15 protein-coding genes are annotated in these 14,795 nt (G+C 64.7%); 3 read left to right on the plus strand and 12 right to left on the minus strand.

Going from position 1 to position 14,795, the window contains the following annotated elements:
* Nucleotides 1-25: 25 nt before the first annotated feature.
* Nucleotides 26-2,527, plus strand: a complete 2,502-nt coding sequence (locus C3E77_RS07890; protein WP_108391130.1) for an ATP-dependent DNA ligase — start codon at nucleotides 26-28, stop codon at nucleotides 2,525-2,527.
* Here C3E77_RS07890 and C3E77_RS15830 read toward each other — a convergent pair.
* From C3E77_RS15830 to C3E77_RS07920, 6 genes are all read right to left on the minus strand, one after another.
* Nucleotides 2,430-2,957: a four-helix bundle copper-binding protein gene (locus C3E77_RS15830; RefSeq protein ID WP_472427813.1), complete on the minus strand. Its 528-nt coding sequence runs from the start codon at nucleotides 2,955-2,957 to the stop codon at nucleotides 2,430-2,432. The two genes, C3E77_RS07890 and C3E77_RS15830, sit on opposite strands and share 98 nt — an antisense overlap.
* A gap of 137 nt (nucleotides 2,958-3,094) precedes the next feature.
* On the minus strand, nucleotides 3,095-4,201 hold the full coding sequence (locus tag C3E77_RS07900; protein WP_108391131.1) for a Gfo/Idh/MocA family protein: 1,107 nt from the start codon (nucleotides 4,199-4,201) through the stop codon (nucleotides 3,095-3,097).
* A complete protein-coding gene (locus C3E77_RS07905) occupies nucleotides 4,186-4,884 on the minus strand; it encodes a ThuA domain-containing protein (protein ID WP_108391132.1) in 699 nt (232 codons plus the stop codon). Before C3E77_RS07905 ends, C3E77_RS07900 begins: the two co-directional genes overlap by 16 nt.
* Before the next feature lie 33 nt (nucleotides 4,885-4,917).
* Nucleotides 4,918-5,805, minus strand: a complete 888-nt coding sequence (locus tag C3E77_RS07910; protein WP_108391133.1) for a carbohydrate ABC transporter permease — start codon at nucleotides 5,803-5,805, stop codon at nucleotides 4,918-4,920.
* Nucleotides 5,806-5,809: 4 nt separating this feature from the next.
* Nucleotides 5,810-6,739 (minus strand): carbohydrate ABC transporter permease, encoded by a 930-nt coding sequence (locus tag C3E77_RS07915; RefSeq protein ID WP_108391134.1) that lies wholly within the window; start codon nucleotides 6,737-6,739, stop codon nucleotides 5,810-5,812.
* Entirely contained in the window at nucleotides 6,736-8,064 is a 1,329-nt protein-coding gene (locus C3E77_RS07920; protein ID WP_108391135.1) for an extracellular solute-binding protein, read from the minus strand. Before C3E77_RS07920 ends, C3E77_RS07915 begins: the two co-directional genes overlap by 4 nt.
* A 210-nt stretch (nucleotides 8,065-8,274) precedes the next feature.
* Between C3E77_RS07920 and C3E77_RS07925 the strand changes: the two genes are divergently transcribed.
* Nucleotides 8,275-9,315 carry a LacI family DNA-binding transcriptional regulator gene (locus C3E77_RS07925; protein WP_108391136.1) on the plus strand — a complete coding sequence of 347 codons (1,041 nt, stop codon included), beginning with the start codon at nucleotides 8,275-8,277 and terminating at the stop codon, nucleotides 9,313-9,315.
* A gap of 18 nt (nucleotides 9,316-9,333) precedes the next feature.
* Here C3E77_RS07925 and C3E77_RS07930 read toward each other — a convergent pair whose 3' ends face one another.
* The 6 genes from C3E77_RS07930 to C3E77_RS07955 all read right to left on the minus strand — a co-directional run bounded on the left by C3E77_RS07930 (nucleotide 9,334) and on the right by C3E77_RS07955 (nucleotide 13,708).
* On the minus strand, nucleotides 9,334-9,939 hold the full coding sequence (locus tag C3E77_RS07930; protein WP_108391137.1) for a hypothetical protein: 606 nt from the start codon (nucleotides 9,937-9,939) through the stop codon (nucleotides 9,334-9,336).
* A gap of 58 nt (nucleotides 9,940-9,997) precedes the next feature.
* The gene (locus C3E77_RS15400) at nucleotides 9,998-10,711 is read right to left on the minus strand and encodes a VOC family protein (RefSeq protein WP_162924946.1); all 714 of its coding nucleotides are present in this window, start codon (nucleotides 10,709-10,711) and stop codon (nucleotides 9,998-10,000) included.
* 72 nt (nucleotides 10,712-10,783) lie between these two features.
* A complete protein-coding gene (locus C3E77_RS07940) occupies nucleotides 10,784-11,863 on the minus strand; it encodes a DNA polymerase IV (RefSeq protein WP_198412129.1) in 1,080 nt (359 codons plus the stop codon).
* Between the two features lie 33 nt (nucleotides 11,864-11,896).
* On the minus strand, nucleotides 11,897-12,676 hold the full coding sequence (locus tag C3E77_RS07945) for a PspA/IM30 family protein (RefSeq protein WP_108391139.1): 780 nt from the start codon (nucleotides 12,674-12,676) through the stop codon (nucleotides 11,897-11,899).
* Nucleotides 12,673-13,296, minus strand: coding sequence for a hypothetical protein (locus C3E77_RS07950; protein WP_108391140.1), 624 nt, complete (start codon nucleotides 13,294-13,296; stop codon nucleotides 12,673-12,675). The genes C3E77_RS07945 and C3E77_RS07950 overlap by 4 nt, the downstream gene beginning before the upstream one ends.
* 241 nt (nucleotides 13,297-13,537) lie before the next feature.
* Nucleotides 13,538-13,708: a hypothetical protein gene (locus C3E77_RS07955; RefSeq protein WP_162924859.1), complete on the minus strand. Its 171-nt coding sequence runs from the start codon at nucleotides 13,706-13,708 to the stop codon at nucleotides 13,538-13,540.
* 129 nt (nucleotides 13,709-13,837) lie between these two features.
* On the opposite strand from C3E77_RS07955, the gene C3E77_RS07960 reads away from it, so the two are divergent.
* Nucleotides 13,838-14,782 (plus strand): DMT family transporter, encoded by a 945-nt coding sequence (locus C3E77_RS07960; RefSeq protein WP_108391142.1) that lies wholly within the window; start codon nucleotides 13,838-13,840, stop codon nucleotides 14,780-14,782.
* The last annotated feature ends 13 nt before the right edge of the window (nucleotides 14,783-14,795 follow it).

Raw genomic sequence — 14,795 nt, forward strand, 5'->3', positions numbered from 1 at the left:
GCGTGCCGCTCGGAAGGACCGGGTAATGGCGAAGTCAGGCTCCCGCCAGACCGTCGACGTCGATGGCCGGCGAATTACACTCACCAACCTGGACAAGGTGCTCTACCCCGAGACCGGGACGACCAAGGCAGACGTTCTGCGCTACTACGCCGAGATCGCCGATGTCATGGTGCCGTACACGGCGGGCCGACCCGCAACGCGCAAGCGCTGGGTCCACGGCGTCGGCACCCCCGACAAGCCGGGCGAGGTGTTCTATCAGAAGAACCTCGACGACTCGACGCCGGAGTGGGTTGCGCGCCGCTCGATCGAGCACAGCAGCAGGAACAATGACTATCCGCTCGTCAACGACAGGGCGACGCTGGCCTGGCTCGCGCAAATCGCAGCCCTCGAGATTCACGTACCGCAGTGGCAGTTCGAGCGCACCGGTGGCGCACGCAACCCCGACCGCCTGGTGCTCGACCTGGACCCGGGCGAGGGTCTCACCCTGGCGGACTGTGCGGCTGTCGCCTTCCTCGCGCGGGACATCCTCTCCGATATGGGGTTGAATCCCCTGCCGGTGACCAGCGGCAGCAAGGGAATTCACCTCTACGCGGCGCTCGACGGCTCACTGCCGAGCGACACCGTGTCGAGTGTTGCGCACGAACTGGCGCGGGCGCTCGAAGCGGATCATCCGGATCTCATCGTGAGCGACATGAAGAAGTCGCTTCGCGTCGGTAAAGTGCTCATCGACTGGAGCCAGAACAACAGCGCCAAGACCACGATCGCACCCTATTCGCTCAGGGGGCGGTTCACTCCGACGGTGGCGGCACCACGTTCGTGGGAGGAACTGGAGTCCCCGACGCTCGCGCAACTCGATTTTGAGGAGGTTCTCGAGCGTGTCGCTCGCGACGGTGACCTTCTCGCACCGCTGGCATCCGCCCGCACCGGCGGACTTGAGCCGACACCGGATCACATGGCGCGGTTCGAGAGCACGGCGGAGGCCACGGACCGGCTGGCCAAGTACCGCAGCATGCGCGACGGGACGAAAACCCCCGAACCGGTGCCCGAAGCGGTCGCCGCGCTGACCTCGGGCAACTCGTTCGTCATCCAGGAGCATCACGCCCGCCGCCTGCACTACGACTTTCGGCTCGAGCACGACGGAGTCCTCGTGTCGTGGGCTGTGCCGAAGGGCCCGCCGCTCACGAGCGACGAGAATCACCTGGCGGTTCAGACCGAAGACCACCCGCTCGAGTACGGAACGTTCGAGGGGCGCATCCCCAAGGGGGAGTACGGTGCTGGCGAGGTCACCATCTGGGACTCGGGCACATTCGAACTGGAGAAGTGGCGAGAAGACAAGGAAGTCATCGTGACACTCTCCGGTCAGGACGACGGCGGGCTCGGAGGGGTCCCGCGCAAGTACGCGCTGATTCACACCAAACGCCCGGGTGCCGAGAACAACTGGCTCATCCACCTCATGGACCCGGCGGCAAAGAAAAGCGGGAGTGGGCACGCGCCGACGCGGGAACGGGCTCCCGACCCAGCACCGGCAGCGCCAGAGCGCCGCTCGTCGATCACCGCGCCCGCAACCCCGCTTGGGCGCGAGATCATCCGCCCGATGCTCGCCGCCAACGGGAACGCGTCCGACATCGACGATGAGCACGAATGGGCATTCGAGATGAAGTGGGACGGTTATCGTGCCGTCGTGTACATCGACGGCGGCGCCGTTCGCCTCCTGAGCCGCAACGGCAACGACCTCACCGACACGTTCCCCGAACTTGCCGGCCCGCTCGGCAAAGCCATCGGTGCGACCTCTGCTGTACTCGACGGCGAAATCGTCGCGATGGACAAGACGGGCAGGCCGAACTTCCACCTCCTGCAGTCGCGCGCCGGGCTGAGTGACGACGAGGCCGCGGCTCGAACTGCGAACATCGAGCTCATGCTCTTCGACCTGCTCGAACTCGAGGGCCACGACATCACCGGCGAGGAGTATGACGTGCGACGCGCTGCCCTCGACAGGACGGTGACCCCGACCGGGCCGGTGCAGGTGCCACCGGAGTTCGACGGTGACGTCGAGGCAGCGATCGCGTCGAGCCTCGAACTCGGCCTTGAGGGCATCGTCGCGAAGGAACGCGACAGCCCGTACCTCCCCGGTAAGAGGTCGAGGTCATGGATCAAGGTCAAGCACGCGAAGACGCAGGAAGTAATCGTCGTCGGCTGGCGCCCGGGTGCGGGCAGCGCGGCAAACGCCGTCGGTTCGCTCGTGCTCGGGATTCCCGACGCCGACGGCATCCGCTATGCCGGCCGGGTAGGCACAGGATTCACCGACAAAGACCGGCGATCCTTCCTGAAGAAGTTCGCATCGATGGGCGTCGACTCCCCACCGGTGCACGATGCGCCGAGCGACGAACTGACGCACGCGAAGTGGATCCGGCCCGAACTCGTCGGCGAGGTCACATTCCTCCAGTGGACATCGACGGGAGCACTGCGCCATTCGTCGTGGCGTGGCTGGCGGCCGGACAAGTCGCCGGAAGACGTGGTCGTCGAGTAAGACCCGCGCGCTGGGCGTCGCAGAGTCCCGCGCTACATCTCGCGCGCTCGCAGGCCGCCTCAGTGCGCCGACACGCCTCAGCGCACACCCTGCAGTGCCTGTGCGCCTCGGCGAACCGCTCACACTGTTCGGCGCACAAAGCACTCGCGGCACGGCAGGCCGCGAGGAGCGCACGGCGGAGGTTGGCGTCATACCCCGGATGCCGTGACAGCACCTTCGCCGTGGTGCCGGCGACATCCGAGCAGTCGAGCGATGCCCTGATGCACTCGGCGAGCTCCGGCAGATCTGGCTCAGACAGGCAGGCTTCAGCGCAGGCGGTCGCGATCTGGGCCGACTCCATACACGCCTCGATGCACTCGGTGAGCGCGATCCTGTCGACATGCGGGAGCGGCCCGGGGTAGGCGAGAAGCATTGACTCTGCAAAACCCATGTCGCCTACCCCTTAGCTCGCGGTGCGACCGCCGAACTTGCCGGACATCAGGGGTGTCGCACGTGGCCCCGTGACCACCAGAGTAGGTTCCGGATGCCGTGTGCGCCAGTGGCTCGGAGCATGAAGTGCCCCGAGTGTCAGACCGGAACCGTCAGTTCGGTGAGCGGTACCGCCCGCGGTCGTTCGCAGGTGCTCTCGACCGTAACCGCCTGCCCGGTGTGCGCAGAGCGGAGTACCGACTCCATCACCTCGAGGGCGTGGAACGCGAGAGTCGCGCTTGCTCGCGGAGCGGCATCCGTACCGGACATGGCCAGGTCCTGGAGGCCGATCCCCCGGCTCGCGTCGACATAACCCGCCGACACCGGCAGTGTCTCCCACTCCGTCGAAGCCAGCGTACGCAGTTTCACGTCGCCATCGAACCGGTTCGGGTCAGGGACGATCAGCGACCCCGTCTCGCCGTGGATCTCGATGTTCGCCGCTTGCGTCGCGACAGCGTCGAAACTCATCACAAGCGTTGACAGCGCACCGGATTCGTGGACGAGGACGCCGGTGACATGGGTGTCGGTTGAGACGGGAATCGACTCCCCCTGCCGTGTTCCGGAGCCGATCGTGCGCGAGGCACGAGTGTGGCTTGCCGCACCGATCACCGACGCTACCGGACCGAGAAGGGTGATGAGCGCGGAGATGTAGTACGGCCCCATGTCGAGCAGCGGGCCACCGCCCGGCACGTAGTAGAAGTCAGGGTTGGGGTGCCAGCGCTCGTGGCCAGGCGTCATCATCGTGGCCGTCGCGGAGATCGGGGTTCCGATGAGTCCGTCGTCGATGGCCCGGCGAGCGGTTTGCGTGCCCGTACCGAGCACGGTGTCCGGAGCGCAGGCGATCGTCACACCCGCCTCCTTCGCGGCCTCGAGGACGGCGGATGCCTGCTCCGTATTGGCGGCGAGCGGCTTCTCCCCGTACACCTGCTTGCCAGCGGCGATCGCCTGAAGCGCGACCTGTGCGTGAGCAGCGGGGATCGTCAGGTTGAGCACGAGCTCGACCTCATCGTCGGCCATCAACTCGTCGACGCTGAGCGACCGAACGCCGGGGTGAGCGTCCGCGATGGCATCCGCGCGGGAGCGGTCGAGATCGGCCACAGCGACGAGTCGAACCGCGTCGAGCTTGGGGAACGTCTCGAGGTACGCGGCGATGATGTTGCCCGCGCCGACGATACCGACCTTGAGTGGTTCTAGCGGCTTGCCCACAGCATGCCCCTTTCAATGATTGTCCTGACGTTCTCGTCCTGCAGGACGTCAACCGAGTGGCCCGGCGTGGCGACGAAGATCCTGCCTGCACCCCACTGCCTGGTCCAGACCGCCGGCGAGGTGACCGGGCGGTTCCACGCGTCCCACTCGCGCGCGGCGAGTGTCGTCGTGGCGAGAACGTCGATGTAGTCGTCGTTGAGCACCCAGTACTGTTCTGTGGTCAGGTCGAAGTCCGAGATGCCTTCCGTAATCGGGTGCGCGGCAGCGGCATCCGTCATTTCGATCCGGTAATCGATGAAGTTGTCCGATGCGTCGCCGATGCGCTCATCAGGGTGCTTGCCGGGGTGGCACGCGAACTGCCCGCCGATGAGGTGCAGGTAGTCGGAGTTGTTGCGGTACGAGTCAGCGATTCCGCCGTGCCAGCCTGCCATTCCTGTGCCGGACTCGATCGCTGCCCTCAGGCCGGCGAATTCCTCTTTTTCGATGGTATTCATCGTGTTGCACTGGACAATCAGGTCGACCGTCGCCATGTAGTCGGCGTCGGCGTATACCGCCGGGCTCTCGTCGACCCTCACGGTGAAACCGTTGGCTTCGAGGTGAGGGATGAAGAGATTGGTCGCCTCGACGGGCTGATGACCGTCCCAACCTCCACGGACTACGAGAGCGGTGCGGGCATTCGTCATGTGTTACTTCCTTACTGGGTTGTTACGTGGTTCTTATTTACTGAAGCCTGCGGTCAGCCCGGCGAGGAGCTGGCGTCGGCCGATGATATACAGGACAAGAATAGGGAGCGTCGTCAGCACAACGCAGGCGAGAACCGCCGGAATGTTCACGCTGAATTCGCCCTGGAAGTTCCAGAGCGCGAGGGGCAGCACCCGCAGGTCGGGGCTCTGGGTGAGAACCAGCGGCAGCAGGAAGCCGTTCCACACGCCGAGGCCGTTGTAGATGGCGACCGTAACGATCGCGGGTTTGGTGAGCGGGAGCGCCAGACGCCACAGGGTCTGCCACTCGCTGCAACCGTCGAGCCTCATTGATTCGAAGAGTTCTTTAGGGACATCCCGGATGAAGTTCGACAGGATCAGCACGCTGAGTGGGATGGCAAACGCGATCGACGGCAGGATGATGGCGAGCAGGCTGTCGTAGAGGCTCAGCCTGATGATGATGAGGTAGACCGGGATGATCGTCGCCTGCAGCGGGATGGCGAGCCCCATCAGGAACAGTGCGTTGACGCCCTTGAGGAACTTTCCGTTACCCCGCACTATCGCGAATGCCGCCATGAACGACACAGCGAGTGTCGGAACGACCGCTCCGATGGTGATGATCGCGCTATTCAGGAAATAGCGGGCGAAGTCCGCTTCGAGCACCATGACGTAGTTCTCGAGGGTCGGCGACAGTGGCGGCAGCAGTGGATTCTGCCCGAAGTATCCTGCCTGGGTCTTGAGGCTCGTGATCACCACGTAGTAGATCGGGATGATGATGATCGCGAGCCAGATCCAGCCGGCGAGCCCACCGGGGATATTCAGTCGCCGGAACCGGCGTTGTGAGCGAGCGGATGCCTGCGGTTGCGTGGTGACGGGAGCGTCTGCGTCCACGGTGCTGGTCATGTCATCACATCCCTTCGAGCTGTGACGCCGAGTTGTCCTTGCCGCCGAGGCGCTGAAGGAACAGGGCGAGTGCCAGGCCGATGACCACGAGGATGACCGCGATCACGCTCGCCGGACCCATGAGGTTGGCCCGGAACCCGAGCAGGTACATGTCGAGCGGCAGGATCCGGGTCGCGTTGGCCGGGCCGCCGCCGGTGAGCACGAAGATCAGGTCGAAGTACGTGAGCGCCCCAACAGTCATCAGTGTTGACGACGTGATGATCGTGTACTTCAGTTGGGGAATGGTGATCAGGAAGAACTGCTTGACGCGCCCTGCTCCGTCGATCTCCGCCGCCTCGTAGATGGACCGCGGGATCTGCCGCACTCCGCCCTGGTAGATCAGGGTGTGGAACGGGATGAACTGCCAGGCGATGACGAAGATGACGACGCCGAAGGCCAGTTGGGGGTTGCCGAGCCAGTCCTGGGAGAGGAACGGCAGTCCGAGCCCGGCACCGAGTCCGAAGTTCGGGTCGAGCAGCGCTTTGTACGCGACAGCGATGGCAGCTGACGACAAGAGGAGCGGCAGGAAGTACAGCACGGCGAGAACCGTGCGGTACTTCTGGGTTCCGGCGGTGAAGACACCGAGCAGGAGGCTCATCGGCGTCTGCACGAGCCACGAGAGCACCATGACCAGCAGCGTCAACCCAAGCGCGTGCAGCATGTCCGGATCGACAAGCACCGACGCCCAGTTCGCGAAGCCAGCCGGCGTGATGGCGCCGATACCGTCCCAGTTCGTGAAGCTGAGGAGCAGCACCCCGACAAGCGGAACGACGGCGAAGGCGACAAAGAAGACGAGAGCGGGGAGCGCGAGCCACGCGATCCTGCCGGTACTGCCACCGGCGACGGGCGCCGCGTTCTCACGCAGCGCCCGCCGCGCGGGGATCGTTGCAGTCATTTTCCGAGCGTCTCGTTCATGTTCGTTGCGAACTGCTCCGGGGTGATCGAGAGGACGAACAGCTGGTCGATGTTGTTGAGCAATTCCTCAGCGGCGGTCGGGCTCAACGCCTGGTCCCAGGACTGCTGGAACGCGGGAGCGTTGGCGCCGAGTTCGTAGACGTGGCTCAGGAATTCGCTCTCTTCGGTCTCCTGGATCATGTCTTCGATGCCGTTCACCACGGGAACCGCACCCGTTTCGATGAAGGCGGCAACCTCATCGTCGTTGGAGAGCGACTCGGCGAAGTATTTCTTCGCGGTCTCCTTCTCCTCATCGGATGCTTTCGACGAGATGGAGAGGAAGTTGGAGGGGTTCCCGACAGCATTCTTCGGGTCGCCGAGTCCGCCCTCAACGGCCGGGAAAGGCACCCAGCCGAGCTTGCCGTCCTGAACGAAGCTGCCGCCGTCGTTCTTCATGCCGCCGTAGGTCCAGGAGCCATGCAGCATCATCGCCGCCTTGCCGGTATAGAGGAGGGCCTGGTCGGCGTTGCTGTCGGCGGTGATCGAGTTGAAGCCCTTGATGAATCCGTCGGCCTTCACGAGCTCCTGGATCTTGGTGAGCGCATCGATGGCTGCCGGGTGCGACCAGGCGTCCGGCTTGCCCTCGAAGATGTCGGTGAACACCTGAGGCCCACCCACGCGATCGAACATGTACTGAAGCCACATCATTGACGTCCAGCGTGACTGGCCACCGAGCGAGAATGGAGCGATGCCGCGTTCGTTGAACGTCGTGACGAGGCTCATCACATCCGACCAGGTCTGGGGAGGTTCGGCTCCGGCCTGCTCGAAGAGTTCCTTGTTGTAGAAGAAAATAATGGGCTGGACCGTCTGGATCGGAATGGCGTAAATCTTGCCGTCGATCGTTCCCGCACCGAAAGCGCCGGCAAACAGGCGCTCCTTGACCTCGGGGTTCTCCTCGAACCAGCTGGTCAGGTCGTCCACCTGGCCGCCGTCGACGTATGACTTGAGCGTTCCGCCGCCCCAGCCGTAGATCATCGTCGGTGCCTGCCCGGCGCCGATGGCCGTCTTAATCTTGGTTTTGTACGCGTCGTTCTGGAAGAACGTGAGTCCGAGCGGAGTCTTGGGGTTCGCCTTGTTGAAGGCGTCCACCGAGTTCTTGCGGATGGTTTCGTTCGGATCGCCCGAGAGTGCCCAGAGCGATGCACCTCCCGCGGAGCCGCCGCCGGGGCCGGTGGTACCGCACGAGGTGAGACCCCATGTCAGCAGCGGGGCCGCGATCGCGAGCGAGATGAAGGTGCGGCGTGACGGTGTGGCCTTGGTTTCCATTTCTATCTCCATTGATAAATGAGGCAGTACCTGTCGGCGATGCCACGTTCTTTCGACATCTTTCGAAAGAAATCGTGACTGTGCCCCCAAATGTAGCTACCGGCAACAAATAAAGTCAAGTACTCGCCGGCCTGTATTGCCCGGCGGGGCGGGCGTGGTGCAGACTGAACTTCCCGAAACATTTCGGCCCGCCGACGGCAAGGTACAGACATGACTTCACGATCCACGCCCGTTCTCGCGACGGTCGCTGAGCTGGCCGGAGTATCGGCGCCCACGGTGTCCAAAGTGATCAATGGCAGGGACGACGTCGCCGAGGCCACCCGGGTGCGGGTTCAGGCCGCCCTCGATCAGGTCGGATACCGCTCGCCCTCGCAACGCCGCATCCGTTCGACAGGACCGGCAATGGTCGATCTGGTGATCGGTGTGCACGATGGCGCCTATTCCATGGAAGTACTTCGCGGCATCCTCGATTACGCCGTGACGGTCGACGTTGACGTCGTCGTGAGCAGCCACACCCCGAACAAGCTCTCGCGGGTCGACCACGAGGAGTGGGCGCAGCGGATGAAGGAGTCGGGTCGCACCGGCATCATCTTTGTGACCTCGCAGGTGTCCAGCGATCAGGTCCGCGCCTTCAGTCAGAGGGGCATCGCCGTCGTGGTCATCGATCCGCTCAACCCTCCCCCGCCGGGCGGGTATGCGAGCGTCGGCGCCACGAACTGGGCAGGGGGCAAGGCCGCGACCGAGCACCTGCTCTCACTGGGCCACGAACGTGTCGCGTTCCTGGGCGGGCCGGTGGCTGCCGAGTGCAGCATCGCCCGGCTGCACGGTTATCTCGCAGCGCTGATGAGCCGCGGGATCGCCTCGCGCGCCGACTACGTCTTCGACGGTGGGTTCAACAGGGAGACGGGAGTCGCAGCGACGCGTGCTGTCCTCGACCTCGCCGAGCCACCAACAGCGATCTTTGCCGCGAGCGACACGATCGCGCTCGGAGTGCTCGAGGTGGCGCGGGAACGGGGACTGCGGGTACCGGACGACCTCAGCCTCGTCGGCTTCGACAGCACCCCACTCGCTGAGCAGACGCTCCCCCGGCTGACGTCGGTGGCCCAGCCGCTCCAGGAGATGGGTCGTGCTGCTCTTCGCGGTGTTCTGCGGCTCGCACGCGGCGAGCAGCTCGACTCTGCGCACACCGAACTCGCCACCGAACTCGTCGTTCGGGATTCGACGGCCCGCTTGATCAGCACGCGCTCCTGACCAGCGCGATACCCAGGGCTATCGACCCAGGCGCACGCCTGAACTCTTCAGCTCAAGATGGGCGAGTGCGCGCACAACGCCCTCGTCACCGCGTCTCCACGCGCCCATTGCGTCCGGATGAATTTTCGCAAGACTCGACATATCCTGAGTCGCGAGGGCACGCAGGGCGAGAAGATCAATGCCGGTGCCCGACGTCGACACAGCCCTGGCCTGCCTGGCCCTCCATACGAATCGGGCCCGAGGAATCAGCCACAGCATGACGATCACGATGATCGGCAGAGCGGCGACTCCGACACCGAGGCCCGTGGCAAGTTGGCCGACCGCAACCTGCTGGCTCTGCCCCGCCGCCTCGAGAGCTCCGCCGGCTCCGCTCGCGCCGTCAAAGGGCGCTCTGATCTCGCGGCCGATCAGCGGAACGCCTCCCAGAGTGTCGCCGGCTTCGGTCATGGCTTCTTCGAAGCTTGCGCCCGCGTCCTCCATCTGCTCCCCGAAGGAAGCGAGATTTGCGATGACCGCATAAACGGTAGTTCCGAGCCAGACCGAGACAGTTATCAGGACGAGGGCGAGCACATCGCCGATGATTTGGCGTGCCTTGCGGGCACCGAAGTCGGAATACAGAGTCATAACCTCATGATGGCAGCGGCACGACCTCCGGGCTGACTCCGGGGCGCGCTCGAAAAAGCTAATACGCCGAAGTAGGGCGAACTTCGAATTCGTAGCCGTCCGGATCGCGGAGAACCGTCTCACCCGTCCGGCCAACGCTGTGACCCGATGCGCCGAGGTCCAGCAGCCTCCGTACCTCGTGATCGAGCTCATTACCCGGGACGGTAAGCACGAAGTACTGGCGAGCTCGCGCGGCATCCGGCATCACGCTTTCACCGTTCCACGCGATCTTTGTTCCACCGGCAGGCGACTGGATGGCGGTCTCTCCGCCTTCATCCCACACGAGAGGCCAGGCAAGAACGTTGCTCCAAAACAGTCCAACGGTTCGCGTGCCCTCGCACGTCACCTCCGCCAGCGGACCACACCCGGCCAGGTAAGCATTCCGGTCCTCGATCACACAGAATTCGTCTCCAGCAACATCGGCCATCCCCGCGTAGCTGTTCTCCGGTATCCGTCCGCTGCCGAGAAGCCGCGCCCCGAATCCCAGGCACATCGCAATCGTGCCGCTCTGGTCGAGGGGCCCATCGGCCAGATGGAGGTGAAGGCGATTATTTGTGTTTTCCGCATGAGGAGGGCCGGAGGTGAACCGGATACCGACCTGCCCTGCCTCTCCCCTCAGAAAGCTCTCCCCGCCATCGCTCTCAACCGGACGGTTCAAAACAGCGCCCCAGAAGTCTGCATCCCGGTGGGGATTCTCCGACCGGAACGCAACCGACTGCAACGTAATGGGCACACCAGAAGTCAACACCTGTTCCCCGCCAGAAGCCACTAATCCCGCGACGGCACCCGGAGTTAGTCCCGTCGCTTACCAACCGCTCCGCGTCGGCGTGTGGCGTTGCCTCGACTCGAGAGGCATCGGCATCTCGGCTCGGAATCCGAGAAGCCGAATGGGGCGATCAGCTTCGATCCTGCCCACGAGTTCCATCGTGCGGGCCAGGACCACTTCACGATCCGTCGTCTCAGGGATCTTCTTCGTGAAGATTTTCGTCATGAACGGCGCGTATCGAACCTTCAGGGTGATGCCGACGACCGGCCGGCCCTCGGCGTGAACGTCCCGCAGCACGCGATCGACCATCTCCCGCACCCCCGCTTCTACGTCAGCGCGAGACGTGAGGTCCTGCTGATAGGTCGTCTCCCGACTGTGACCACGCGCCACCCAGGGTGTGTCATCGACCTCGCGGGCACCATCACCACGACCGAGCTGCCGATACCAAGGGCCCATCTTCGGGCCGAACTCAGTGATGAGCTCCGCGGGTTCGGCGGCGGCCAACTCGGCAACGGTGGAGATACCCAGCCCGGCGAGGCGACGGGAGACCTTCGAGCCGACACCCCAGAGGTCGATGGTTGGGCGTGCACCCATGACCTCGAGCCAGTTGTCGGCCGTCAGCCGGAAGACGCCGCGGGGTTTGCCGAAGCCGGTGGCAACCTTCGCCCGAACAAGCGTGTCGCCGACGCCAACGCTGCAGTGCAACTGCGTCCGGTCGAGTACGGCACGCTGGATAGTTCTGGCATAGGACTCGGGGTCATCAGTGGCGATCCCGACGAAAGCCTCATCCCAGCCGAGCACCTGCACCACTGCACCCGGTTGCTCCTTCAGGGTCGCCATCACCTCGTGCGATGCGGCGTTATACGTTTCCGCGTCGACGGGCAGGATGACGGCATCCGGCACCTTCCTGGCCGCGATCCGAAGCGGCATCCCCGAACCGACACCGAACTCGCGTGCCTCGTAGGACGCCGTCGAGACGACGGCGCGCTCGGTCGGATCGCCTCGTCCGCCGACGATCACCGGCTTACCGGCCAGCTCGGGATGACGAAGCACTTCAACGGCCGCGATGAACTGGTCGAGGTCGACATGTAACACCCACGGGGTGTCTGCTGCACTCATCCGACCACCCCTGTGCTCGAGCGCGCGCGAGCCTCAGCGCGCGCCCGGCTCGCCGCCGATGCTCAACCAGGCGTCGGGCCCGTCAGCCTGTGGCGAGCCCGCCAGTTCCGCATCGCCGGAACCAGCGCTCTTCATCGAGCGCAGTTGCTGCTCCACCTCCGCGTCGAGCGCGACCGAGGCCAGGGCGCGTTCGAGGTCAGCGTCGGGCGCCGCGGTGAGATCACCGAGCGCGCCGCTCGACAACAGTTCGTCCGTCGCCGCTGCCCGCGCGCGCATCTGGGCGACGCGGTCGCGTGCCCGATCCAGGCTCTCGCCCACGTCGCTCATTTGCGAGCCGACGCCACCCAACGTCTCGTTCACCCTGACCTGGGCCTCGGAGGCGGTGTAGGTGGCCTTGATCGTTTCCTTCTCGATCCGGAAAGCGGCGACGCGCTCCGCGAGCCGTCGCTCCTTGTCTTGCAAGCCCGCCGTCTGTCGCTGCAGCGCGGTGAACTGCGTGCGGATGGACGCGACCTGGCCCTCGAGGAACACTCGCCGTTCCAACGCAATGCGGGCGAGGTCTTCCCGACCATGACCCATCGCCTCCTGCGCCTGGCGCGTCAACCGACTGTGGCGCGTGCCCATCTCCTGCCCCTGGAGCTCGATCCGCTTCTTCGCGGTCGCTACCTCGGCGAGGCCCTGCCGCACCTGTTGCAGCATCCTGACCAGCTGGTCGTAGCTCTCGTCAAGCACATCACGCGGGTCCTCGAGCTTGTCGAGGCCCTTGGAGGCTTTGCTCCGAAGGATGTTGCGTATCCGCGATGTGTTGCTCATGGCTGGTTTCCTCGCTCACCGTTTGAGGTGCGGTTCGTTTGCTGGTGTTCAAGCGTTTCGTACAGCCTGCCCTGCACATTGAGTTCGTGCAGTTCGTCCAGGCCGGCACGCACGGCCGTGATCTCTCGTTCGACGTCGGAGCGCAGTGCCGTCAGGCTGTCGTCTGAGATGCCGCCAAGACCCGATGCGACAGCGGAGCGAAGCCGGCGAACGAGGCCGGTCACGTCGTCGACCCGTGCCTGCGCGGTTGCCAGGGCTTCGTCCAGCACGACGCGGTCGTTCTCGCTCTCGAGGAGGCGCAACTGCGACTCCAGGCCCGCACTCTCAAGCTCGAGACGCCGAAAGAGCCGAGGAAGTTCGCCGCGTGGGCCATCACTGCGCGTCGCCAAATCCATCGCGGCCCGTCCGCTGTCCAGCGTCTCTTTCAGTTGCACACGGAGTTTCAGGACCTCGCGTTGTCTGCCCCGGCTCAGCCGCGACCGCACCCGCAGCGCGGCACCGTTGAGGGCGAGGTTCCGCCTTACCCGGCGGTAAAACGCCCGGATCGCGACGACGACTGCGACATTGGCGGCGACGATGGCGGATGCGAGGCTGATCAGGATCCAGGCGAGCTCGCTCACGACGGCATCCCGACACTCACGGATCCGCCTGAGCCGCAGCCTCCGCGGGTGCACCCGCGCGGGGTCATCGACCTGTCCAGATTCGCGTGTTGACCTTCACCGGATCGCCTTCACCAAGCATCGTCGTGATGCCGGATCACACCACGTATCACCGGCAAGGCTACCCTCCTCTGCCCGCGGCTTCCAGAGCGTCCGCCAAGTAGCGCTGGTGGTGAGGTCCCCGCGGCCCGCGTCGAAAACGCTAAGCGGGGTGTTCGCTGTGATCCTCGACATCGGGTGTCGCCCGGAGCACGTCAGCGATCTCTTCCTCTGGCCGCGGCGCGATGGTCTCATCAGCCTCGAGTTCCGGAATTGCTGACTCGTCGGGCGCGGGAATGTGCTGGTGAGCGGTGTTGTCACTGGGGTCAGTCACGGCGAATCCTTCGGTCGGCATGGCTCACAGTGTACGACAGAGCGGTGACCGACCCCGGCCAGTCCGAGGCTCTCTTCGACCTCTACCGGCCTGACCTTTCGCCCCCTTTCGGCACCATAAAGTGGAACCATGCTGCTCATTCCACGAAGGCGCCTGCTTTCGAAGCCCGAACTGGCGCTTGTCCTGATCACCGTGGTCTGGGGAGCGACGTTCCTGGTGGTGCACATCGCCGTCCAGTACAGCGGGCCGTGGTTCTTCGTCGGGATGCGGTTCCTCGCCGCTGGCATCATCAGCGCGGTCATCTTCGCGAAAGCCCTCTCGGGCTTGACCTGGAAAGAGATCGGCGCGGGGTCGGCGATCGGCGTCATGATCTACCTCGGCTACGGACTGCAGACTGTCGGCCTGCAGTCCATCAGCAGCAGTACCTCCGCCTTCATCACGGCTCTCTACGTGCCGCTCGTTCCGATCCTTCAGTGGATGGTGTTCCGGAAGGCACCTCAACTGCTCACGTGGATCGGCGTCGCACTTGCGTTCATCGGTCTGATCCTGCTGGCTGATCCGGGGAGCGTCGGATTCACGTTTGGTGCCGGTGAGATCGTGACGCTCGTCAGTACATTGCCGATCGCGCTGGAGATAATCCTGATCAGCGTGTTCGCCGGCAAGGTACATCTCGGCCGGGTAACCGTCGTCCAGTTACTCGTCGCCGGGCTTCTCGCGCTCGCCACGATGCCGGTCGTCGGTGAACAGGTGCCGGAGTTCTCCTGGGTCTGGCTCGGGGCCGCTGTGGCGCTGGGGGCCGCGAGTTGCATCATTCAGCTCACCATGAACTGGGCGCAGCGGTCGGTGTCGCCAACCCGCGCGACGATTATTTACGCGGCCGAGCCGGTGTGGGCAGGAATCATCGGCCGGTTAGCGGGCGACCGGCTTCCCGCCATCGCGATTCTCGGCGCTGTGTTTATCGTTGCCGGTGCGGTGGTGAGCGAACTCAACCCGCGTAAGCGGGCCGCCGTCGGCAACACCGAAACCGCGGTCGCTCCCGACGACGAGCCGGAGCCGGCGCTCGAGGACCGGTAGCGCGCCGGATAGA

The sequence above is a fragment of the Mycetocola zhujimingii genome (assembly GCF_003065425.1).
Classification (GTDB): Bacteria; Actinomycetota; Actinomycetes; order Actinomycetales; family Microbacteriaceae; genus Mycetocola_A; species Mycetocola_A zhujimingii.

Coding starts and splice junctions, on each gene's coding strand:
- C3E77_RS07890 (WP_108391130.1), top strand. CDS start 26: ATGGCGAAGTCAGGCTCCCGCCAGACCGTCGACGTCGATGGCCGGCGA.
- C3E77_RS15830 (WP_472427813.1), bottom strand. CDS start 2,957: ATGGGTTTTGCAGAGTCAATGCTTCTCGCCTACCCCGGGCCGCTCCCG.
- C3E77_RS07905 (WP_108391132.1), bottom strand. CDS start 4,884: ATGACGAATGCCCGCACCGCTCTCGTAGTCCGTGGAGGTTGGGACGGT.
- C3E77_RS07910 (WP_108391133.1), bottom strand. CDS start 5,805: ATGACCAGCACCGTGGACGCAGACGCTCCCGTCACCACGCAACCGCAG.
- C3E77_RS07915 (WP_108391134.1), bottom strand. CDS start 6,739: ATGACTGCAACGATCCCCGCGCGGCGGGCGCTGCGTGAGAACGCGGCG.
- C3E77_RS07920 (WP_108391135.1), bottom strand. CDS start 8,064: ATGGAAACCAAGGCCACACCGTCACGCCGCACCTTCATCTCGCTCGCG.
- C3E77_RS07925 (WP_108391136.1), top strand. CDS start 8,275: ATGACTTCACGATCCACGCCCGTTCTCGCGACGGTCGCTGAGCTGGCC.
- C3E77_RS07930 (WP_108391137.1), bottom strand. CDS start 9,939: ATGACTCTGTATTCCGACTTCGGTGCCCGCAAGGCACGCCAAATCATC.
- C3E77_RS07940 (WP_198412129.1), bottom strand. CDS start 11,863: ATGAGTGCAGCAGACACCCCGTGGGTGTTACATGTCGACCTCGACCAG.
- C3E77_RS07945 (WP_108391139.1), bottom strand. CDS start 12,676: ATGAGCAACACATCGCGGATACGCAACATCCTTCGGAGCAAAGCCTCC.
- C3E77_RS07960 (WP_108391142.1), top strand. CDS start 13,838: ATGCTGCTCATTCCACGAAGGCGCCTGCTTTCGAAGCCCGAACTGGCG.